The organism is Lamprocystis purpurea DSM 4197, from assembly GCF_000379525.1.
Taxonomy (GTDB): domain Bacteria; phylum Pseudomonadota; class Gammaproteobacteria; order Chromatiales; family Chromatiaceae; genus Thiodictyon; species Thiodictyon purpureum.
Genome location: NZ_KB902490.1, coordinates 70,221 through 91,466 on the forward strand (window position 1 = coordinate 70,221; position 21,246 = coordinate 91,466).

A 21,246-nucleotide genomic window follows, 5' to 3' on the forward strand; every position below is an offset into this window, starting at 1 on the left:
CGAGATAGCAAAGTACCGAGGTGTCGCGAACGATCATCATGGTACTGGAGTATTGCGCAGACTCGCGATGTCCGAGGTCACTTCTTCCAAGGTCGGCACGGGCCAGGCTTGATGCTCGGCGAGGAATGCCTGCGTGTCCCAGCGCGATGTATGTCCGAGCAGGTCGCCGATCTCGGCGCGGGAGAGGGTCCCTGTCCGATAAGACTCGACCGCGAAGCCTTCCAGTACAGCGCGCGGTACGTCGGCGCATCGCGATTGGAGACGCCTGAGCACGGGATCGGGAATATCCAGGGTGAGGGTCATAGCAGGGGCTCAACTGTGTGCAAGGGAGTCAGGGCGCCAGACAATCTATGTACGCCAGACCTTGATCTGAAATTACTTCAGCGGGCGTCAACTCTCGCCGCGGTACTAAGTCTTCCAAAGGGTTGCGGGGACTCTCGACGGGGTTTTCACGCTCGGCGAGGAAGTCATGCGGTAATGGCGACTCGTCCAGGAGGGCAAACAGAAGCGCCAAGCGGTCCTCGTCGGGACCGGGCGCTTTGGAGGTCAGGGTAATCTCGCCGGTCGCCTCATCTTTGCGCACCCAGACCTCCTCGCCGGCCAGTTCAAAGCCCGGGGGCAGGCGCAGAGTCTGCTGGTGGCCGGTGGTCTCAAGTTTGGCAGTTGCGATCATGTCGGTGGTCTCGCGGGAGAGCCTCCAGGGTAGCTTATACCAGCCGGACCGCCAAAGAAAAAGCGGCCCGCAGGCCGCTCCCTCAGGCGCGCGCGGGCGGGACGCCCCCGCTCCTATCGGGGCAAATCCGACCGCCCCAGCAACCACTCTAGTCCCGCCCCGCGACCCGCAACCAGGGGTCCGAACGGGACCAATGCCTCGCCCAGCTTGGGGTGCGTATACAGGCGGTGCGCCGAACGCAGATCGTGGCGCGCCTTTTTCAGCCACTGGCCGACGGAGCGCGTCCTGCCCTCATCCATGGAGGACACGCCCATGATCCAGCGCCTGTCGCTCCAGTGAGGCGGGGAACCGAGCGGCCCGGGTGACCTCGTCGCGCGTGCGGACTACGACCTCGATGGGTAGCAACAGTCCCCGCAGGCTGCGGTAGACCTCCCGCGCACGGCGATAGCCGGGCTGATCAGAGGCGCCCAGAATGACCAGCAGATCGATATCGCTGTCCGCGGTCGCTTGGCCCCAAGCCTGTGACCCGAACAACAGGATCTGTTCCGGATGGACCGCCTGCACGATGCGACGCACGGCCTCGTCGAGCAAAACGGGACTGACTGTAGTCATGTGGGTCAGGGGGTCAGGGGGTCAGGGTCGCGCCAATTGTTGCGTGGTCAGTCGCGTAAGAGACTCACATCTTGCGCCTTTGCCGTCTTGGCGAGTCCTTATCCGTTGCTGGGACGATGATAACCCTCCTTGCAGATCGACCCAATGCTCAAGCCGCAAACCCGCAACCTGGTGGTCGCAAACACTGTTCCAGGTCCCGCGCACCCACGCCTAGACGGCGTCAGCCAACTCCAGCCGCCGTTCCACGCGCTCCAGCCGGCGCCGCAGGTCGGCGATCTCATCGGCGCGGGCGGCGTCGACCGCGTGGAAGGCGGCGAGGTGATGATCAAGCGCGGCGAGCCCGGTCTCAACCCCGGTGAAGCGCAGGCGCATCTCAGCTTGGATATCATCCAATTTGGTGTGGACGCGGCGGAGCATATCCGTGGTCAGGTCTTCGATGTGGTCAGCCATGGTTGTCGGCCCGGTGTCGCCTGTCTCGACGCTACTCTAAGTCTTTTCTGCGATTCAGGTAAAGGCTAAGAATAAGCGGCCCGCCGGCCGCTCTCTCAAGCGCGCGGGGGCGGGACGCCCCCGCTCCTATCGGGGCAAATCCGACCGCCCCATCAACCACTCATCCACCGCCCTTGCGCACTGCCGCCCCTCACGGATGGCCCAAACCACCAGCGACTGACCGCGGCGCATGTCGCCCGCGCCGAAGACACCGGGGATCGAGGTCAGGTAGGCCTCGGCACCCTCGGTGGGCGCCTTGACGTTGCCGCGGGGGTCGAGCTCCAGACCGGCCTCGGCCTTGAGGGCATCGAGCATGCCGTCATGCACCGGATGCACGAAGCCCATGGCGAGCAGTACCAGGTCGACCTGGAATTCGGCCTCGCTGCCGGGGACTTCGGACATCTGCCAGCGGCCCTGCGCGTCCTTGTCCCAGCGCACCAGGCAGTATTTGACGGCCTTGACCCGGCCCTGGTCGTCGCCGACGAAGGCTTTGGTGAGGACGTTCCAATGCCGGTCGCAGCCTTCTTCTTGCGAAGAGGAGGTGCGCAGTTTGTTCGGCCAGTCGGGCCAGGTGAGGCCTTTGTCTTCCTTGACCGGCGGCTTGTCGAGGATCTCGATTTGGGTGACCGACTTGGCGCCGTGGCGGTTGGAGGTGCCGATGCAGTCGGAGCCGGTATCGCCGCCGCCGATGACCAGCACACGTTTGCCGTGGGCGCTGATGAAGTCGTCTTCGGCGACGTAGGAGCCCTGCACCCGCTTGCTGTTGCGGGTGAGGAAGTCCATGGCGAAGTGGATGCCTTGCAATTCCCGGCCGGGGATCGGCAGATCGCGCGGCTGTTCGCAGCCGCCGGCCAACACCAGGGCGTCGTAGTCGGCGCGCAGGGTGGCAATGGGGATGGTGACGCCGACATGGGCATGGGTGTGGAACTCCACGCCCTCGGTGCGCATCTGCGACTGACGGCGGTCGATGAGCTTTTTCGATAGCTTGAAGTCGGGGATGCCGTACCGCAGCAGGCCGCCGATGCGGTCGGCTTTCTCGTACACCGAGACCTGGTGCCCGGCGCGGGCGAGTTGCTGCGCGCAGGCCAGGCCCGCGGGGCCGGAGCCGACGATGGCGACCCGCTTGCCGGTGCGCCGTTCGGGGACCTGCGGTTTGATCCAGCCTTGTTCCCAGGCCTTGTCGACGATGGCGCATTCGATGGTCTTGATGGCCACCGGCTTGTCGTCGATGTTGAGGGTGCAACTGGTCTCGCAGGGGGCGGGGCAGATGCGCCCGGTGAACTCCGGGAAGTTGTTGGTGGAGTGCAGCACCTCGATGGCCGACTGCCAGTCGCTCTTGTAGACCAGGTCGTTCCAGTCCGGGATCAGGTTGTTGACCGGACAGCCCTGGTGGCAGAAGGGGATGCCGCAGTCCATGCAGCGCGCACCCTGGGTGCTGAGTTCACCATCGCTCAACGGGACGATGAACTCGCGGTAGTGGACGACGCGGTCGGCGGCCGGTTCGTAGCGCCGGTCGCGACGGTCGTATTCCAGGAATCCGGTCGGCTTACCCATGGTGCTTGATCTCCCGCGTGACCTTCATCGGTCGCTGCGTGTCGGGTTGCGGCGGTCGGCTCTGATTGGCCTGCATCGCCTCCAGGGCCTGCTTGTAGTCCACCGGCATGACCTTGATGAACCGCGGCAGGGTGGCTTCCCAGTCATCGAGAATGCGCCGCGCCACGTCCGAGTTGGTGTAGTGCAGGTGGCGCTCGATCAGACCCTTGAGGCGCTGGGCATCGAAGCGGGTCATGTCGTGGCTGATGTCGACCAGCCCGTGATTTTCCAGGTCGCCGCCCTGGTGGTCCAGCGCCTCCAGCGCCGCGTCCTCGGGCGGAATCGGCTGCAATTCGACCATCGAGAGGTTGCAGCGGTCCTCGAAGGTGCCGTCGCCGTTGAGGACGTAGGCGATGCCGCCCGACATGCCGGCCGCGAAGTTGCGCCCGGTGGGGCCCAGGACCACGGCGATGCCGCCGGTCATGTATTCGCAGCCATGGTCGCCGACGCCTTCCACCACCGCGGTGGCGCCGGAGTTACGCACGCAGAAGCGCTCACCGGCCACGCCGCGGAAGTAGCATTCACCGCTGATGGCGCCGTAGAGCACGGTGTTGCCGACGATGATGTTGTCCTCGGCCCGCTCGATGGCGCAGTCTTTGGGCGGATAGATGATGAGCCGCCCGCCGGACAGGCCCTTGCCGACGTAGTCGTTGCCCTCGCCTTCCAGTTCGATGGTCACGCCCTTGGCCACCCAGGCGCCGAAGGATTGACCGCCGGTGCCCTTGGCCTTGATGTGGATCGTGTCCTCGGGCAGCCCGGCATGACCGTAGCGCTCGGCCACCCGCCCGGAGAGCATGGCGCCGAAGGTGCGGTTGTAGTTGTGGATGTCGATCGCGATCTGGACCGGCGTGCCGGCCTCCAGCGCGGGTTGCGCCTGGCGGATCAGTTCGTGGTCCAGCGCCTTGTCCAGACCGTGGTCCTGGGTCTCGCGGTTGGAGAGCGCGACCTCGGGGCCGACCTTGGGCTTGGCCAGGAGCCGGGTGAAGTCCAGCCCATGGGCCTTCCAGTGATCGATGGCGCGGCGCATCTCCAGGCGGTCGGATTGGCCGATCATTTCGGCGACGGTGCGGAAACCCAGCCGGGCCATCAGCTGACGCATTTCTTCGGCGACGAAGAACAGGTAGTTGATGATGTGCTCAGGCTGCCCGGTGAAGCGCTTGCGCAGTTCCGGGTCCTGGGTGGCGACGCCGACCGGGCAGGTATTCAGATGACACTTGCGCATCATGATGCAGCCGGCCACGATCAGCGGCGCGGTGGCGAAGCCGAACTCGTCGGCCCCGAGCAGGGCGCCGATCACCACGTCGCGTCCGGTGCGCATCCCGCCGTCGACCTGCACCGCGATGCGTCCGCGCAGCTTGTTGAGCACCAGCGTCTGGTGCGTCTCGGCCAGACCGATCTCCCAGGGGGAGCCGGCGTGCTTGATGGAGGTCAGCGGGCTCGCACCGGTACCGCCGTCATAGCCGGCAATGGTCACATGATCGGCATGGGCCTTGGAGACGCCCGCCGCCACGGTGCCGACGCCGACCTCGGACACCAGCTTGACCGAGATGCGCGCCTTGGGGTTGACGTTCTTCAGATCATGGATGAGCTGCGCCAGATCCTCGATCGAGTAGATGTCGTGATGCGGCGGCGGGGAGATCAGGCCGACCCCGGCGGTGGAGTGACGCACCCGCGCGATCCAGGGGCTGACCTTATGGCCGGGCAACTGCCCGCCCTCCCCCGGCTTGGCGCCCTGGGCAATCTTGATCTGGATGTCGTCGGCATTGACCAGATACTCGGTGGTGACACCGAAACGCCCGGACGCCACCTGCTTGATGGCCGAGCGCTCGGGGTTGCGGCTGCCATCCGGCAGCGGATTGAAGCGCTCCGGCTCCTCGCCGCCCTCACCGGTGTTGGACTTGCCGCCCAACGCGTTCATGGCTTTCGCCAGGGTCGAATGGGCCTCGTAACTGATCGAGCCGAACGACATGGCGCCGGTGGCGAAGCGCTTGACGATCGCTTTCGCGGGCTCGACCTCGTCCAGCGGAATCGGCTCTGCCGCCCACTTGAAGTCCAGCAGCCCGCGGAACGTCAGCAGGTGCTCGTTCTGCTCGTTGATGAGGCGCGAGAACTCCTCGTAGGTCTGCCAACTGTTGGCGCGCGCGGCGTGCTGCAGCTTGGCGATGCTGTCCGGGGTCCAGACATGGTCCTCACCGCGCAGCCGGAAGGCGTAGTCGCCGCCCACGTCCAAGTGCTTGCGGTAAATCTGCTCATCACCGTAGCCCTGGGCATGCCAGCGCACGGCTTCCTCGGCCACCTGATCCAGGCCGATGCCCTCGACCGTGGTCTGGGTGCCGGTGAAATAGCGGTCGACAAAGCTGGTGCGCAGGCCCACGGCGTCGAAGATCTGAGCGCCGCAATAGGACTGGAAGGTGGAGATGCCCATCTTGGACATGACCTTCAACAAGCCCTTGCCCACTGCCTTGATGTAGCGCTTCTGCGCGTCCTCGAAGCTCGGCTGATCGGGCAGCGCCCGCAGCAGCGACTGAATGGTGTCGAAGGCGAGGTACGGATTGATCGCCTCGGCCCCGTAGCCGGCCAGCACCGCGAAGTGATGCACTTCGAGCGCCCCGCCGGTCTCGACCACCAGACCCGAGGAGGTCCGCATCCCGCGGCGGATCAGATGATGATGCACCGCCGAAGTCGCCAGCAAGGCCGGGATCGGGATGTGATCCAGATTGGTATTGCGATCCGACAGGATCAGAATGTTGTAGCCGTCCAGGACCGCCTGCTCGGCCTCATGGCACAGCCGGTCCAGGGCCGCGCCCATGCCGGCCGCGCCCTCGGGTGACGGATAGACCATGTGCAGCGTGCAGGTTCGGAAGGCGCCGCCCGAGTTGTCCTCGATGTGGCGCACCCGCTCCAGATCCTGGTTGGTAAGCACCGGCTGATTCACTTCCAGCCGCCAGTGCTTGCCGGCCTCGTTGATGCCGAGCAGATTGGGCCGCGGGCCGATCAGCGACACCAGCGACATGACCAGCTCCTCGCGGATCGGGTCGATGGGCGGGTTGGTCACCTGGGCGAAGTTCTGCTTGAAGTAGGTCGACAGGTGCTTGGGCCGCCGCGACAGCACCGAGGGCGGATTGTCCGCACCCATCGAGCCGATCGCTTCCTGACCCGTCACCACCATGGGCGTCAGGAGGAATTTGATGTCCTCCTGGCTGTAGCCGAAGGCCTGCTGGGCATTGAGCAGGGTCGCGTCGTCCGGGGCCATGGGGGCGACATTGGTCGGCAATTCATCCAGGTGGATCTGGGTACGGGAGAGCCACTCGCGATAGGGGTTGGCGTTGGCCAGTTCCGCCTTGATGTCGCCGTCGTCGACGATCCGACCCTGCTCCAAGTCGATCAGGAACATCTTGCCGGGCTGTAACCGCCACTTCTTGATAATGCGCGACTCTTCGATGTCGAGCACGCCCATCTCGGAGGCCATGATCACCAGGTCATCGTTGGTCACCAGATAACGGGCCGGACGCAGGCCATTGCGATCCAGGGTCGCGCCGATCTGGCGGCCGTCGGAGAAGGCGACGGCGGCGGGACCGTCCCAGGGCTCCATCAGACCCGCGTGATACTCGTAGAAGGCGCGCCGTTTGGCGTCCATCTGCTTGTTGCCGGCCCAGGCTTCCGGGATCAGCAGCATCATCGCGTGGGCCAGCGAATAGCCCCCCATGACCAGCAGTTCCAGCGCGTTGTCGAAGCTCGCGGAGTCGGACTGCCCCTCGGGGATCAGCGGCCAGATGCTGTCGAGGTCATCGCCCAGGACCTCCGAGCGCATGGTGTGGCGGCGCGCCGCCATCCAGTTCAGGTTGCCGCGCAGGGTGTTGATCTCGCCGTTGTGGCAGATCATGCGGAACGGATGCGCCAGATCCCAGGTGGGGAAGGTGTTGGTCGAGAAGCGCTGATGCACCAGGGCCAGCGCCGAGGCGAAGCGCACGTCGCGCAGATCGATGTAATAGTCGATCACCTGGTCCGCCAGCAACATCCCCTTGTAGACGATGGTACGCGAGGACAGGGAGGGCACGTAGAAGTCCGTCTTATCGAACCCGGCCGCGCGGATCTCGTTGTCCATGCGCTTGCGGATGACGAACAGCTTGCGCTCGAACGCCTGCTGATCGGGACAGTTCTCGCCGCGGCCAATGAACACCTGACGGACCATGGGCTCGGTGGGCAACACGCTCTTGCCGAGCACCGAATTGTCCACCGGGACATCGCGCCAGCCGAGTACATGCTGACCGCCCTCGATCAGTCGGCGCTCGACCGTGGCCTGCGTCTGGGCGCGTGCCGCCGGCTCCTTGGGCAGGAACAACATCCCGACCCCGTAACTGCCCACCGGCGGGAGTTCGAAGTCCAGCACCGCGCGGAAAAAGGCATCCGGCAACTGCACCAGGATGCCCGCCCCGTCACCGGCCCGCGGGTCGGCGCCGGTGGCGCCGCGGTGGGTCAGCCGCTCCAGCAGTTCGAGCCCCTGCCGGACAATGGCATGGCTCTTATGATTTTTGATATGGCAGACGAACCCGACACCACAGGCATCGTGTTCGTTCGCTGGGTTATAGAGACCCTGTGCGGGCGGAAGGGCACGCAGGCTCATCGCGGACCTCGTAGGTTCCAGGCGTAACAGTTTGGGATTGTGTCGCGCGGGGCGTCACGCATCCACCTGACAACGGCCGGGGTTAGACCCCGTCGTCCGGCACAATCCCAGCAATTTCGGCGTCTCTCAGACCCGCACCGACCCTGATTGGTTGCGGCGGACCGGCAGCGCTCCCCACAAGGCGCTGACCAAGTCTGCCGCGGGTCACTGTCCGGCGTGTCTGATTGACTGCACGGGGCCGCCGATCATAGCGCGCAAGCATTCAGCGTGCCACGGCTAAACCGCGCCCGGCGCGGTATGCGTTGCTTTTTCGATGGGATCGGCCCCAGCAGACTCGCCGATTGCTGGAGTTGGCGCGGTTTAGATGGTTGAGCGAGGGTGTGTCGGGGGCGGAAGCGCTCGAACGGAGGCCGCGGAGCGTATCGAATGGGTGCAAGGCGCACCAGAATAGGGCGCCCGGGCATCGCGCACTGGAGGTCGAGGCTTTACCGTGAAAGTCGCGCAGCGACCCCGTGGGAGCGGCGTCCCGCCGCGTTGGGGCCGGGCGCGCAGCCGCAACGTTCGAGGTCACCGCGGCATCGCATCGCGGCGGGACGCCGCTCCCACGGGGGACTTTCATCTTCCGGGGTGGCTTGATGTTCTTTCCATGGCCGTTAGCCGGACGAGGGTCGCCCGGACGCGAGGTCGACCGGCTATAAAGCCTCGACCTCCGGTTTCTTACGGCCGGAACGCTGATCAAGGCCCCAGCCGACGACCTGGAGGCCAAGGCTGAAGCCTTGGACGCCACATGAGCACCGCCGGCCGAAACGCTGGTCACGGCCGAGTTCACGGCGGCCCCATCGCGGCCGGAGGCCGCTCCCACGGGTCACACGGGAAACGCAACCGACACCACTTAGACGGAGAAAATCAATTCGACCTTGGGGGCAATGCGGTTTTTCGATGCGGCGGCCTTCATGAAGATCACCACCGACTCCAGTTCCCCGATGGCCAGCCGCGGATCAAGACCCATGTCCTGCAGCGTCTGCCTGACCTCACGCCCGCAAAACTCGATGAGGAAGAGATCATCCCGGGCCATGCCGATCGCCAACCCGATGAGATAAGGCATCAGCTTATCGTGCTGTTTCAGCGAGATTTTCAGTGCATATTCCTGCCACGCCTGCATCCAGCGCAGCTTTTCGCTTTCGCCGATGCGCGACACGTCTGTGCGCAGGAATAGGATCATCGAATTCATATTCTTCGACAAGCTTTCCTGTTCAACCGTACCCAAGCGGCAGACGGCCTTGGTGTGGTGTTCGATACAATGCTCGCATTGGTAATAATGCGCGAGAGCCAGGGCCACACATTCTTTCTGCTCGAAGGTCAGAAAGGTATCCCAGTGCTCCTCACCGTCGGTACCGTCGAACACCATCATATGCATCAAGCCCATCAAATCCGAGATGTGCTTGGGAAACACCTTATCTTTAAATACACGGCTGCTCATGGTTACTGCACTCCAGGAAAACTACAGGCAGTATATCATATTATCATTTGTTAATATTGTTATTTTTTTGTGGTTGTGCGATGCAGTAAGCACGATTCGACACTCGTCAGGGACGCGCGGGGCCGGTCGATCGGTACGTCGTTAGATCCCCCGGGGGAGACGCCGTACCCGATTCGCAAGAACCCCATCAAAACCGTATCCAGTACAGGTTTGAATCTTGCGGCAGACGGGTCTAGCCTTGTCGGGCCATTTAACTCCTGAGTCGCCTTCCCGGCGCCTTTCAACGTTTTGCCTGAGCCCAAGTCTCCCGACCGTGGGCGCGGAGGAACCATGGGTCGCTTGTCCTTGCCGACTGAACTCCCGGAGACCTTGCTGTCCCGCCCCCCGGCCGTGCCGGAGATCAGGCTGGACCCGGCAATCCTGGCCAATCGCCTGGCTCTGATGGCCTGCGTCCCCCTGACTGGTGCGGGCGCGCTGATACTGACCCTCTGGCTGGTACCGACACCTGCGCTGGAACCCGATCTGCTGCGACTCCTGCACGGCATGGTGCTGATCAAGGGGCTCATTGCCTCGGCTGCGGCGGCGCTCGTCTACTGGCGGCTCGGACGACCCATCGCCCGGCAGTTGGCGACGGGCTATATCGGCGCGCTGTGCCTCTGCGCCGCCGCGCTCGGCTGGCTCTGGGGATTGCATCTCATGCTGATCGGCGCCCTATTTTTTTACGGCGGTCTCGCGGGTCTCTATCTGGTCGGCCGCCATGATCGGCTGTTATCGGGCGCTGCGTCGACCGGGGCCAATACAACATTGAACCGACGCTGAACCCACGGTGAACAGAGAACGCTGAACACGTGCTTCAGCATCAGTTGACGATCGGAAAGGTTACGCCAATCGCCCAGGCGAAGGCGAATCCGATCGCGAGTGCCCCGACCAGCGGGTGCCGGGTACGCCGATAGATCCAGCCGCCGATCGGACCGTACAGCAAGAAGAAGACGAGGATGGCCGGCACGATAATAATCAGGAAGAAGAGTTCACTCAGGTTCAGGACGACCGCCCCCAATAAGGAAAGCAGGAACAGGATCTTGGTGACCATGGGCGCGGCTCGGGGCGTACCCGGGCCGCGGGTCAGCCAGCCGTCGGCGGCGAAGTAGGCCCAAGTGCCGGGCAGGATGCCGAGGATAACCAGGAGGCGTTCGGCACCGGGCAGGAAGGCGGTGACGAACTGATCCATGGGAATGGCGATGGCGAGGGTCAGATAAGCACCGGCCGCCAGCGTGCCGATCCCCAGCCCACGCCACAGGACTCGCCCCTGTCCGGTTCGCGGATGACCGCGGTTGACGAACCACAGACCCGCCGCGGTGAGTAGACCATAGACGCCGAAGTGCAGCGCCAGATAGTCGCCGAGCAGGATCGGCAAGTAGTCGTTGGGCAGCGGGCGTAAGATCAGCGGCGTCAGGACGGCCGGCAGCAGCGCCACCGGCCACCACCGTCGCCAAGTCAGGTCGGCTCCCAGCGGCCGGGTCGCCGCGCGCGGCAAGAGTCGCGACAGGGGCCACGCCAGGACGACAATGCCGAGAAAGAGCAGCCCGAGCCAAGACCCGCGGCTGTCGATGAAACCGCTGCCGGTCCGGCGAAACACCTGATTCAGCCAATCCAAGGCAACGCCGATACCGGCTCGACCATAGAGCACGCCGATGTGCTCGACCCCAGGTGCCAGCACCAGCCGCCGCCCGCTGCCGTCGGCCAGATCGCCGTAGGTCACGCCGGTTTCCACCGACCCACCGACGACGCCCGCCTGCAGTGCATCGCGGCCCATCTGGTGCAACATCTCCGGTTCCCAGGCACCAAAGACGATCAGCAGGTCACGCGGCTCGACCCGCGGCGCATCCTCACCCACATAAGGCGAGAGCAGCACGTTCGCCGCCACCTGATCGCCCCGCGCGGCTGCCGCGCGCAGGATCACGTCGCCCGCCATGGAATGCCCGAGCAGGGCAAGTCGTCCATCGGCCCCCGGCAGCCCCAGCGCGTATTCGGTCACGGCGTCCAGCGCACCTTTCAAGATCGCGATCCGCCGCTCCTGATCCTCGATACGCGCAACGAAGGGACTGGCATTGCGGCCATGACCGGGGAAATCAAAAGTCACCACCAGATAGCCGTTGCGGGCAAGCGTGACCGCATAGGGCTGCATCAGTTGCTGGGACCCGGCGAAGCCATGCGCGATCACCACCACCGGTGCAGTCGCCGCCGTGGCCGGACGGAAGACCGTGACCGGAACCGCGCCGACCTGATCGCGGGCGATGGCGAGCCCCGCCGTGGCAGTGTGCAGTTGCCACAGGGCGGTCCCGATGGCGGCCAGGGCGAGCAGCGCCGCGATGAAGGCCGCAATCGCGACCCCGCGCCCGGACCGACCCGGCGCAGCACTGTCGTCCGGACGCGGCATCAGGGCGCCGCCACCGGCGCCGGAGCGTCGGCCAGGTCGATGATCACCTCATTGCGGCGCAGAAAACCGGGGGTGAAGGGGTCGTTGTAGTAGGCAAACACCGGCGCCGCGGCCGGGACCAGGCTGCGCGCCGCCATCCAGGCACGCAGTTCCGCCTCCTTGGCCGCGATCAAGGCATCATCGGCCACCCCGCTGAAGCGAATCGCCGCGCTGCGTCGTGCCGGTACCTCGATCAGGCGCACATCCTTAGTTGCCGGTGCGGGCAGTTGGCCCAATTGGTATTGTGCCGGCATGATGAAACGCACCGACCAGTCGCCGTCGTCGAGCCTGGTCTGCGTCACCGGGACCGTCATGGCGATGGTGTCGGTGCGCTGTTGCTCGACCGGGGCGGTCATACTGATCTTTTCGCCATCCCTCTCCTTCGCGAAAATGTAGCGCGCCAAGGGGCCGAACCCGGCACTTAACGCCTCTTTACGCGCCCCTTGCCGCCGGACTTCCGCCACCACGAGCGCGGGGTAGTCGCGCACCTCGAGCGCGTCCTCCTGCTCGACCACCCGGTAGGCCGGTTGCTCCACGTTCTGTACGACGTAGACGAACACGGCCATGGCCGCGACGCCGACCAGCGCCAAGGCGCCGATGATGATCAGGGCGATCTTCATAGAGAACTCCAAAGGGGACGAAGCGATTGTCGGGCGAGCGCGTCCGGGCGCGCGCGAAGTGGCTGGTCTCGGGAACGAAGAATTGGGGCAGCGCCGCGGATGTACAAACCTCGGGAAAAGCAAAAAAACCGCCGTTGATCCTAGGATAGAGCGGTCAGCGGCCGGCAATCAGCCGTCGGATTCGCCGGCAAACGGTGCCTTGACGAACCGGTGTCGCCGCGACCTGCCGATTATCTGGCGGGTGAACCGAGGGTCAATGACAATTCTTCATAAACCGCGATCGGCCACCGACAGCCGCGCCCCCAAGGCCGCGACCGGACCAGGGCGACCTTGACAAAACATGAACAATGCAATTCGCAGGGTTGTTGTTTCTCCCGTCGCCCAAACCTCGGTTTCTGACAAACGAGGTAGGACAACCATCCGCCCCGTCAGTATCGACACCACCAGACTCAGAGGAATCGAAGATGAGCATGAGCAACGCCACCCTGCTGACCGCCTGCCTGCTGAGCGGACTGATCCTCGCCGGCTCCATGGTCCCAGTCCATGCCGGAGACGGCTGTACCAAGGACAAGAAAGAGACCTCGACCAGTTCCCATTGGTCCCCGGCATCCTCCGCCGGATACGCTATGGCGGTCGCGCCCGCTCAGCGATAGTCGGACCTTCAGCCTAGCCTAACAGGCCAGTAGGTACTGCGAGGCGACCTTCTTGGGCTTGGATTCCGGCCTCCTGCCGGAATGAAGACTCGGTATCCAGGTACCTACGGGTCAAACGAGCGTCCTCCCCTGACCCGCATCGTCGGCGGTTCCGCGCACAACGAAAGGCCAAGCCGTTAACCGGCTTGGTCTTTTTCTATCGCTCAGCGCTCCAGGTCGGGGCCGCCCAGAGGATCTTCCTGCGCTTCGTCCGGAGGACCATCAGCCTCCGACCCTCGCCCCTTGCCGCCGGGACGCTCGCCGCGCGGCCCCTTGGAGTCGAACTGTTTACGCTGCTCCGGAGTGAGGACGGCGGCGACACGCTCCTTGACATCCTCGCGGGTCAGGTCCGGATTTGACTCACGCTCCATAAAGATCGCGCGAATCTGAGTCGTTTGGTCCGCGCTGAGTTTCAGGCGCTGAGTCATCCGCTCCAGACGCCGATCCAGCCCCTGCTGCATCCGCGAAGTGCGCTGTGCCCGCTGGGCATCCGTAAGCACCGCGTCGATCCGTTGGCGGGTCTGAGCGCGCAGACGATCAGTCTCTGCACGCTGCTCCTGCAGAATGGTCCGGACCTGCGCCTGTTGCTCCGGGGTCAGCTTGAGCGCCTCGACCATCCGGTCGAAATTCGCCTCAGAGCGCTCCCCTGGGGCGCCCGGGGGACCGGACCAGGCGGCACCGGTGCCGACAACGAGGCCGATCCCGAGGGCGATGGCGGTCAGGGTCTGGTACTTGGGAAATCTCATGCTCTGTTCTCCGATGGAATGCAAATGTTCAGCCGTTCGCTGCGGCCGGGTGAGTCAGCGGGTCCTCACTGCGACCCCGCGGCCCCCGCGGCGGCGGGTGCGGTCAGCGCCCCGTTGGAGAGCAGATTACGCGGCACTGATGCAGCGGTCGTGCAGGGAATGCGCAACAAGTGGGGAACGATCATCGAGCGTTAAACCGCGCCCAGCGCGGTATGCGATTTTGTTGGATGAGATCGGCCCCGGCAGACGCGACGATTGCTGGAGCTGGCGCGGTTTAAAGTTTTAAAACATATCATTTTTAAACCGCGTCTCCACCCAGAGCCGGCGGAACGCGTCCGTGCGGCGGGACTCGTGACTCCAGAGCGTCGCACCGGTCCGCAGCCTCGTCCCCGTCTTCAGCACCTTGTGCACATCGGCGACATCATAGCCAATGACGGTGCGCGACAGCATCAGCAGGCCATCGACATGGGTGGTGATCGCCGCGGCGCGCAGGAACCCCCGCTGAGGGCCGATATCAAACACGCCATCCAGGGCTGAGTGCAGCGGAGCGCGCCAAGGTGCATCGGGGTCGCGGGCGTCGTCGCCGACGATGAACGCGATGCGCAGGGCCGCCTCCTTCAGTCCGGCCAAGCGGTCCGCCCAATCGGGTATTTGGGCGCGCGTCGCGGGGTCGTTGGCATCGACCACCACCGCGACCCAATCGCACGGACGCAAGCGCGTTTCGATCCACTGATCGAGCCCCGCCGGATCATCCCGGCCGGTTCGGAAACAGTCGATATCCCAGCCGGTCATGTGACTGGCGGCGTCCCAGGATGCCTTGGCCCGGACCCGCAAGGCAGCGATCACCGCATCCGCTTCCGGACCCAGGGCGATGCACGCCGGTGCAAGCGGCCTATCATCGAAGGGTCCCAGATTCGCGAGCCAAACCTCGGTCTTGGTCGGCGCTGCGGATGCCGGCGGCGGCGCCGGGACCAGTGTGCCCGGTTCGCCGATGATGTCGGCCAGTCCGCCGGTGACCTTCAGCGTGGCGCCCGTCGCGAAGGCTTGCAGAACCAGACGTCGATGCATGTACAGATACTCCGGGGTTGCGTTGTCAAACCGGCCGGATGGCATGGCCGCTGATACATGGATGTTTCAGACCGGCAGCGCGGGACTCGCGATGCGCGCCAGGATCAGCGACACATTGTCAGGCGCCCCCGCATCCAGCACCGCCTCGCGATAGAGGGCGGCCTGCTCGTCCACGGGACGCTCCGCCCGATAGATCGCCTCCAGCCGCGTGTCGCCCAGGGTGTCGTGGAGACCGTCGGTGCACAGCAGAAAGGTGTCGCCTAGCGCCCACTCACCCTGCCGCCAATGCACGGCAAAGTCATCCTCTTCCTCGTCGGCGGTCAGCATGTGCTCCAGATCGTGATAGAGCTGGCCTACCGACTGGTCCCGGGCGATCTCCCCGCGCTCGACCATCGACTCGAAATAGGTATGATCCCGCGACAGGCGCTGCCAGCGACCGTCCCGGTCGATCCGATAGACCCGTGAATCGCCCACATTGAGTACACTAAAACGACCCGCCCGCCATTGCAGCAGTGCCAGGGTGCTGGCGCTGCCGCGCGTGCGTCGATCACGAGCGAGTTGTCGGCACAGACGGGCATGGACATGGCGACGGATCAGCCGGGGGCCGATCCACCCGTTTTGCAGCAGGGCCTCCTGCCCGGCATCAAGACCGCGCAGTGCCTCCAGTACCGCACGGCTTGCCCGTTGCGGGCACGGGCTGGACGCCACCCCATCGGCCACCGCGCAGTATCCGCCTGCTGTCTCACCAGCGACCTGATGGACGGGAAGGTCCGCGAGTTGATAAAGGTCCCCCGTGACCAGCAGGGCGTCCTGCTGATCGCCGACAATGGGACCCGCGTGTTGCGTAAAGGCAAGGTTGATGTCAGTGCTCCCCCGCTCATGTGCGTTATGTCGAGGCCGACATAAGTCCCAACTGCAGCCACTGCTACTCAGCCAGCCGGGGTCCGCAGTCGTGTAGGCAGCCTGACACTCGCCTCGTTCACGCGTTAGGTATATTGTCCCCGGAATTACAGAGTGCTCGCACGCTGTGGCTCAGATTCCGATGCGCCGTTCCTCAGCCAGATCAGCAGAACCGTCTCACCGCGAACAGCGCAAGCTCCGCGCAACGGGCCTCTATATAGAACCTGAAGGACGGATGGTGGAGGCCAAGCTGGACCATGAGGCCGCCGGCTTCATGGGTGATGAGGATGTCCGAACAAACATTGGTTGCCCCGCCTGCGGGATGCCCGGGGCAGTTCTGGTAATGCGCCGCTTTGATGTGCGGGGGCTGGTTCCCAAGAGCAATACCAGCGGCCTCGGACAACCAAGTGAAGTTGCCACTACGCCAAAGCACTTTCTGCACGAATTCGGTAAAATCAGCGATGAGATAGGCTTGAAAGCCCGGAAAGCCCTGGTTCTGCGGGGCATGAATATTTTGGGCGAAGATATGCTCTAGGGTAATGGCGCCGGTCGAGATGTTATTCGGCAATGGCCGCCTGTGTAAATTGTGATGAGCGGTGAGTTTTCGCTCCATCTCCTTGAGTAGATACCGGATATTTGGGTCTTTCGGGGAATCAAGAATGTCGGAGACAAAACCGTTGCAACTGCACCATCCGAGCCATAGATTGATCCCGTCCTGTGCTTGCGGAAGCTGGCCCATAGTGTTAGACGTATCACGAAACCCCGCATACCATCGGTGTCCCATATTCCAGTTCACCAGTTGCATTCGCTCGACAATCTCGATCATCGAGAGCTCCAGCCTTGGAGCGCACTCAGCTTCGCGCAGGTGGCTGATGTAATCGAAAAGCGCCTGCGGCGGGGCTGGATCAATGCCTCTCGCCCGTGCTGCTATATTATCAAGCAGCTCATGGATCGGCATCGGGAAGGGATTGGGCGTGACGGGAAAGCGTTGGTGCCATTCCGCGTGAAATTGAGAGCGGAACCTCAGCAACAAGGCCAGCAGATGAGGCTGCAGGCCCAACGAAATCACCGTGGCGTGATAGTCATCTTTGAGGAGGAAGCCGTCGAAATGCAGCGATGGAACCGCGCCGTCCACAGCGCCATTGATACACTCGAGCAGATGACCTAACTGATCCGCAAGCTCCCTTAGCCGATTGCACCACGGCTGCACGATGCCCGGTATGTCTGCGACGGCCGCATCTAAGAGTATTTGTCGAAAGAAGTTTTCGTAGGCCTGATCCGGACCTTGCCAGATGGCGGCCCCATCGGTATCCAGGCGAAGGTAACAAGAAATGAGCTTGACAGCGTCATCGTCTGCTTTGCTCTCACTGAACAGTCCGACGTGAATGCAGCGGTCGATGACGAGGTACAGCGCGCCGAAGACATGATGCAGCACATCTATTAGGTCATCCGCTTCGGGCTCGTGAGCTCGTGAGGCATCGTAGACGAACTGCATGAGAAGAGCCTTGAGCTTCTCAAGTATGGTTAGATCAATGCCGCGGTCATTGAGGGTCATGAAAGCGGTTAGGCCATAGTCCAGATCAAGCTTGGCTCTGAGCACTCTGAAATGGGTGGACGTGAAAAAATTGACCCAGTCCCAGTCGCCCTGAGCGAACCAGCCCCGCATCTTCTCAAAGCTCTCTTTCATCCTGGTTTGCGCAGCGTTACTTGGCTGAGGCAGCGGATCGTTAGGATTCCAGGCGCAATTCACGAGACCCATCATGAATCCATGGTCGCCCGAGTTGCCCAGGATGAGTCTGGGGATGGCATGGCCACCCAAGGGTTGCACCTCAAAAACGTGACGATGGAACAGAGGATTGTCAAGGTGCAGATGGTAATACAAGAGGTGCGCCAGCAGAAATAGCGTGGTCAATCGCTGCTGACCGTCGATGACCGCAAGGATGTCCACGGCTCCTGCAGCAGTCATCAACTGTCCAGCTTGAAGCCCCTGCGCAAGGATTCCCTGGGCGTGTTGAGCGAAATTCGCCAAGGGGTGCTCGCCGTTGGCGGGGTCGTAGTCCAGGAAATGAAAGGCGGCAAGATAGTGACTGCCTTCGAAATTATAAGCCTTCCTCATGTCATGCATGAGATCATCGACCTGTTTAGCTTTCCAGGCATAGGGGCGCTGAAACGACGGGACAAAATACAACCGTTGTTGATCGGTTAGTATGCCGATGACTGTGTCCATGTCTTCAGGATTTATGATTGCCATTGAGTCTTCTCGTGTTTTCGGTGGTTAGATGTCAGGCAGCAGTGTCTGAGGCGGCGGGGTCACCTGAGGCAGCGTGGTCAGGTCTTTCAATCGGACATCCTTTCGTCGTCGGATAGAGGTTGGATTGCAGGACCCTATGTTCCTCACGGTAGCCAGGAACTCATCGCCACACTGGTCTTGGCGATGGCGGCCAGCGCGGAGGCGGTGCGACCGGACCGCTCGGCACCGCGCAAAATGAAGCCAGCCAAGATTCAAGGCTTCTACCCCAACTATAAGCGCTGTCGGTGAGTTGGGCTTCACTTAATGGCATTGGTCTCGGACCGACTGCGGTCGTAGAGCGCGTAACACCTTTGTGATGAGGCGAGGGGGTCAAGATAGGTTCGCCTCAGCCGCGGTACACTTCTCGGCGGTGTCCGACCCGGACCACCAGGACGCAGAGACGCCCGTCCTCAATGCTGGCGATGATGCGATAGTCGCCGACTCGGTACTTCCATAACTGGCCGAGGCGTGTGCCTTTCAGCGCCTCGCCGATGGCGCGCGGATCGTCCAGCGTGGCGATCCGTTCTCGGAGAAAGGCCGTGATGCGACGCGCGACCGGTTTGTCGAGTTTGGCCAGATCCTTCTTCGCCTCATCCGCCAGTTCAATCCGCCAGGCCAAGGTCGCGCTCCACCTCGTCAAGGGTCAGAGTGTGGCTTCGACCGGCGCGGAGATCCTCCAGCCGTTGCTCGGCCAGGTAGATGTCTTCAAGATCGTCCAGATGCTCTAGGATCGCCTCGTGAACATAGAAGGTCTTGGTCCGGCCGGTACGCTTGGCCAGCGCATCGAGTCGGGTCTCGATCTCGGGGGGCAGTTGAACGGCAAGCATGGCGGCCTCGTCACGGGTTGACTCAGGCGCGAGTATATCCCGGCGGCGGTTTCTATTCTGCCGTTACTGGGGTAGTTTGCCCTCGGCGCGGCGGGGCTTGGTTCGATCCGTCATCGGGTCCTCCGGGTTGCCTGCGCCGCGTTGAATGCGGCGCAGACGATCCAGCCCGTGCGGTCGTCAGGCGACCTGCCGATCATCCTCCTGCTTCAATCGACACTCCGCCGCCAACCGCCGCAGGAATTGCTCAGGCGTCAGCGTCTCCCCGAGCAGGCTGCGCTGGCGGCAGACGTTGGCGAAGTCACCCGCCGTCAATCCCTGGAGCGTCTCCAGATAGCGTTCCAGGTCCGGCGCGACCGCCTCAATGGGATCGCCCAGCGCCTCGCGCGCAAAAAGCGCGAGCCGTTGCGCCGGGTTCAATGCCCGGAAATTGAGCTTGAAGTCGAAGCGCCGCAGGGCCGCCGCATCGATGCCCGCCATCAGATTGGTCGCGGCAATGAAGATGCCGGGATAGCGCTCCATCTGCTGCAACAGTTCATTGACTTGAGTGCGCTCCCAACTGTGCCGGGCCGTCCGCCGATCGGCCAGAAAGCTGTCGACCTCGTCGAGCAACAGGACCGAATGGGCCGGGTCGCACTCGCGGAACAACCGCGCCAGGTTCTGTTCGGTCTCTCCAACATAGGGCGAGACCAAGTCGGACGCCTGGCGCGCCACCAGTTCACGGTCCAGCGCCTCGGCCAGGACCTCGGCGAAGGCGGTCTTGCCGGTGCCGGGCGGGCCATAGAAGCACAGGCTACCGCGGCCCTGCGCGGCCTGGGCGCGGGCGATGGCGCTCGGGCTGATCCCGCCGGCCAGGTTGAGAAAGGCCACGTCGAAGCGGGTTGCCGGGGTGCGCTGCCGGGGCTTGGGTGCCCCGTATAGCAGGGTGCGCACCGCGGCCACTCCGTCGCGCACCGTCTGCTCGGCGGGGGCCTGCGGGTGCAGGTCCAGCAGGCGTCGGGCCGCACCGAATTGGGCCGGGGCCAGCACCGCGTCGGCGGCGAGTTCATCGAGCAGGGCGGACGGCAGGTCGCGGTCGCCCAGATGGCGCTCGACCATCCGGCGGCGCACCGAGCGCGGCGGGGTGACGAAGGCGACCGGCAGCAGGAAGCGGCGCAGAAAGGCCGGGTCCATGCGGTCGGCGTCGTTGGTGATCCAGATCGCCGGCACCGGATTCTCCTCCAGGATGCGGTTCATCCAGCCCTTCTGGCGGCCGGTGGCCCGCTGACCGCGCAGCAGCGCGACCAAGTCGTCACCGGCGCCGAAGACGTCTTCGACCTCGTCGAACAGCAACACCGCATCGCGCCGCCGGGCGAGCATCCGCTGGGCCAGCAGATAGGCCGACAGCCGACCCGTGCGCGCCAGTCCGTCGCCGTCCTCATCGGCGCTGCGCACCTGGTAGGCGCGCAGCCCGCTGGCCGCGGCCAAGGCCCGCGCCAGTTCGGTCTTGCCGGTGCCGGGCGGCCCATAGAAGAGCGCGTTGACGCCGACCGCCGCGGTGGCCGCGCCGTGGCGCAAGACACCCTCCAGGCGCTCGGCCGCCTCCGCCAACTGCGGAAAGGCGTCCAGGCGCCAGGCGCCGGCCGGGGCGGGCTCGATCAAGAGCGCCAGCAGCGCCTCGGCATCCCGGGGGGTGGCCGTCAGCACCTCGCGCAGCAGGTCGGCGGGGGTCAGAAAGTCCTCCAGGTCACTGAAGCCGTCGTCGCACTCCACCAACCCGAGCGCCCGCAGCGGGGCGCGCCTGGTCAGGGCGTGGTGCACCGTCGCCTGGTCCAGGCCCAGCAGGGTCGCCAGGCGCCCCAGGTTCATGCGGGCCGCGAGGCGGCCACTGGTGCGCCCGGTGGCGCGCAACAGGGTGCGCAGCGGTTCGCTCAGCTCACGCTGCTCCAGGTAGTCGAGCATCCAGACGGCGGTCACGTCGAGCCGCAGGGCCTCACCGAGCAGCGCAACGGTCGGGGCGGTCGGCGCCGCGGCGTCGGCCGCCGCCAGCCGCCGCAGCACCCGGCGCGGGATGGTCTTGAAGAAGGTCCGCAGGCGCTCGCGCAGCTCCGCGGCACCGAGTGGGGGAGACGGCACGTCGTCCGGGCCATCGTTGGCCCGGCGGGCGATTTCGTAGTCCA

18 protein-coding genes are annotated in these 21,246 nt (G+C 64.3%); 2 read left to right on the forward strand and 16 right to left on the reverse strand.

Annotated elements, in window-relative coordinates; all coding sequences use genetic code 11:
• Window positions 1-36 precede the first annotated feature (36 nt).
• From A39O_RS33155 to A39O_RS0111725, 7 genes are all read right to left on the reverse strand, one after another.
• Window positions 37-303, reverse strand: coding sequence for a UPF0175 family protein (locus A39O_RS33155; protein ID WP_020504839.1), 267 nt, complete (start codon window positions 301-303; stop codon window positions 37-39).
• A gap of 28 nt (window positions 304-331) precedes the next feature.
• Complete coding sequence (locus tag A39O_RS33160; protein ID WP_020504840.1) at window positions 332-673, reverse strand: antitoxin; 342 nt, start codon at window positions 671-673, stop codon at window positions 332-334.
• A 291-nt stretch (window positions 674-964) separates the two neighbouring features.
• Window positions 965-1,285, reverse strand: coding sequence for a nucleotidyltransferase domain-containing protein (locus A39O_RS0111705; RefSeq protein WP_026199338.1), 321 nt, complete (start codon window positions 1,283-1,285; stop codon window positions 965-967).
• Between the two features lie 210 nt (window positions 1,286-1,495).
• Window positions 1,496-1,735 carry a hypothetical protein gene (locus tag A39O_RS41725; RefSeq protein WP_020504843.1) on the reverse strand — a complete coding sequence of 80 codons (240 nt, stop codon included), beginning with the start codon at window positions 1,733-1,735 and terminating at the stop codon, window positions 1,496-1,498.
• Window positions 1,736-1,861: 126 nt separating this feature from the next.
• Complete coding sequence (locus A39O_RS0111715) at window positions 1,862-3,328, reverse strand: glutamate synthase subunit beta (RefSeq protein ID WP_020504844.1); 1,467 nt, start codon at window positions 3,326-3,328, stop codon at window positions 1,862-1,864.
• Window positions 3,321-7,991 (reverse strand): glutamate synthase large subunit, encoded by a 4,671-nt coding sequence (gltB, locus tag A39O_RS0111720; RefSeq protein WP_020504845.1) that lies wholly within the window; start codon window positions 7,989-7,991, stop codon window positions 3,321-3,323. The genes A39O_RS0111715 and gltB overlap by 8 nt, the downstream gene beginning before the upstream one ends.
• Before the next feature lie 892 nt (window positions 7,992-8,883).
• Window positions 8,884-9,471: a carboxymuconolactone decarboxylase family protein gene (locus A39O_RS0111725; protein WP_040527741.1), complete on the reverse strand. Its 588-nt coding sequence runs from the start codon at window positions 9,469-9,471 to the stop codon at window positions 8,884-8,886.
• A gap of 330 nt (window positions 9,472-9,801) precedes the next feature.
• On the opposite strand from A39O_RS0111725, the gene A39O_RS33165 reads away from it, so the two are divergent.
• Window positions 9,802-10,290: a hypothetical protein gene (locus A39O_RS33165; protein ID WP_020504847.1), complete on the forward strand. Its 489-nt coding sequence runs from the start codon at window positions 9,802-9,804 to the stop codon at window positions 10,288-10,290.
• Window positions 10,291-10,330: 40 nt separating this feature from the next.
• Here A39O_RS33165 and A39O_RS0111735 read toward each other — a convergent pair whose 3' ends face one another.
• Together A39O_RS0111735 and A39O_RS0111740 are read right to left on the reverse strand one after the other, a co-directional pair.
• A complete protein-coding gene (locus A39O_RS0111735; protein ID WP_020504848.1) occupies window positions 10,331-11,908 on the reverse strand; it encodes an alpha/beta hydrolase in 1,578 nt (525 codons plus the stop codon).
• Complete coding sequence (locus A39O_RS0111740) at window positions 11,908-12,567, reverse strand: SOUL family heme-binding protein (RefSeq protein ID WP_020504849.1); 660 nt, start codon at window positions 12,565-12,567, stop codon at window positions 11,908-11,910. Before A39O_RS0111740 ends, A39O_RS0111735 begins: the two co-directional genes overlap by 1 nt.
• Before the next feature lie 464 nt (window positions 12,568-13,031).
• Between A39O_RS0111740 and A39O_RS0111745 the strand changes: the two genes are divergently transcribed.
• Window positions 13,032-13,220, forward strand: coding sequence for a hypothetical protein (locus A39O_RS0111745; protein WP_020504850.1), 189 nt, complete (start codon window positions 13,032-13,034; stop codon window positions 13,218-13,220).
• A gap of 203 nt (window positions 13,221-13,423) precedes the next feature.
• On the opposite strand, the gene A39O_RS33170 is transcribed toward A39O_RS0111745, so the two are convergent.
• The 7 genes from A39O_RS33170 to A39O_RS0111790 all read right to left on the reverse strand — a co-directional run.
• Window positions 13,424-14,005 carry a Spy/CpxP family protein refolding chaperone gene (locus A39O_RS33170; protein ID WP_020504851.1) on the reverse strand — a complete coding sequence of 194 codons (582 nt, stop codon included), beginning with the start codon at window positions 14,003-14,005 and terminating at the stop codon, window positions 13,424-13,426.
• Between the two features lie 282 nt (window positions 14,006-14,287).
• On the reverse strand, window positions 14,288-15,073 hold the full coding sequence (locus tag A39O_RS0111755; RefSeq protein ID WP_157640009.1) for a hypothetical protein: 786 nt from the start codon (window positions 15,071-15,073) through the stop codon (window positions 14,288-14,290).
• 66 nt (window positions 15,074-15,139) lie between these two features.
• Window positions 15,140-16,081 carry a PP2C family protein-serine/threonine phosphatase gene (locus A39O_RS0111760; RefSeq protein ID WP_322786449.1) on the reverse strand — a complete coding sequence of 314 codons (942 nt, stop codon included), beginning with the start codon at window positions 16,079-16,081 and terminating at the stop codon, window positions 15,140-15,142.
• Window positions 16,082-16,136: 55 nt separating this feature from the next.
• On the reverse strand, window positions 16,137-18,224 hold the full coding sequence (locus A39O_RS0111770; RefSeq protein ID WP_020504855.1) for a DUF262 domain-containing protein: 2,088 nt from the start codon (window positions 18,222-18,224) through the stop codon (window positions 16,137-16,139).
• Window positions 18,225-18,609: 385 nt separating this feature from the next.
• Window positions 18,610-18,882, reverse strand: a complete 273-nt coding sequence (locus tag A39O_RS0111780; RefSeq protein WP_020504857.1) for a type II toxin-antitoxin system RelE family toxin — start codon at window positions 18,880-18,882, stop codon at window positions 18,610-18,612.
• Window positions 18,866-19,090 carry a type II toxin-antitoxin system RelB family antitoxin gene (gene relB, locus A39O_RS0111785; protein WP_020504858.1) on the reverse strand — a complete coding sequence of 75 codons (225 nt, stop codon included), beginning with the start codon at window positions 19,088-19,090 and terminating at the stop codon, window positions 18,866-18,868. Before relB ends, A39O_RS0111780 begins: the two co-directional genes overlap by 17 nt.
• Before the next feature lie 177 nt (window positions 19,091-19,267).
• On the reverse strand, window positions 19,268-21,246 hold a 1,979-nt coding region (locus A39O_RS0111790), incomplete at its 5' end, for an AAA family ATPase (RefSeq protein ID WP_020504859.1).

Bases quoted from the DNA above. Each gene is read 5' to 3' on its own strand.
- A39O_RS33155 (WP_020504839.1), bottom strand. From the start codon at position 303: ATGACCCTCACCCTGGATATTCCCGATCCCGTGCTCAGGCGTCTCCAA.
- A39O_RS33160 (WP_020504840.1), bottom strand. From the start codon at position 673: ATGATCGCAACTGCCAAACTTGAGACCACCGGCCACCAGCAGACTCTG.
- A39O_RS0111705 (WP_026199338.1), bottom strand. From the start codon at position 1,285: ATGACTACAGTCAGTCCCGTTTTGCTCGACGAGGCCGTGCGTCGCATC.
- A39O_RS41725 (WP_020504843.1), bottom strand. From the start codon at position 1,735: ATGGCTGACCACATCGAAGACCTGACCACGGATATGCTCCGCCGCGTC.
- A39O_RS0111715 (WP_020504844.1), bottom strand. From the start codon at position 3,328: ATGGGTAAGCCGACCGGATTCCTGGAATACGACCGTCGCGACCGGCGC.
- gltB (WP_020504845.1), bottom strand. From the start codon at position 7,991: ATGAGCCTGCGTGCCCTTCCGCCCGCACAGGGTCTCTATAACCCAGCG.
- A39O_RS0111725 (WP_040527741.1), bottom strand. From the start codon at position 9,471: ATGAGCAGCCGTGTATTTAAAGATAAGGTGTTTCCCAAGCACATCTCG.
- A39O_RS33165 (WP_020504847.1), top strand. From the start codon at position 9,802: ATGGGTCGCTTGTCCTTGCCGACTGAACTCCCGGAGACCTTGCTGTCC.
- A39O_RS0111735 (WP_020504848.1), bottom strand. From the start codon at position 11,908: ATGCCGCGTCCGGACGACAGTGCTGCGCCGGGTCGGTCCGGGCGCGGG.
- A39O_RS0111740 (WP_020504849.1), bottom strand. From the start codon at position 12,567: ATGAAGATCGCCCTGATCATCATCGGCGCCTTGGCGCTGGTCGGCGTC.
- A39O_RS0111745 (WP_020504850.1), top strand. From the start codon at position 13,032: ATGAGCATGAGCAACGCCACCCTGCTGACCGCCTGCCTGCTGAGCGGA.
- A39O_RS33170 (WP_020504851.1), bottom strand. From the start codon at position 14,005: ATGAGATTTCCCAAGTACCAGACCCTGACCGCCATCGCCCTCGGGATC.
- A39O_RS0111755 (WP_157640009.1), bottom strand. From the start codon at position 15,073: ATGCATCGACGTCTGGTTCTGCAAGCCTTCGCGACGGGCGCCACGCTG.
- A39O_RS0111770 (WP_020504855.1), bottom strand. From the start codon at position 18,224: ATGGCAATCATAAATCCTGAAGACATGGACACAGTCATCGGCATACTA.
- relB (WP_020504858.1), bottom strand. From the start codon at position 19,090: ATGCTTGCCGTTCAACTGCCCCCCGAGATCGAGACCCGACTCGATGCG.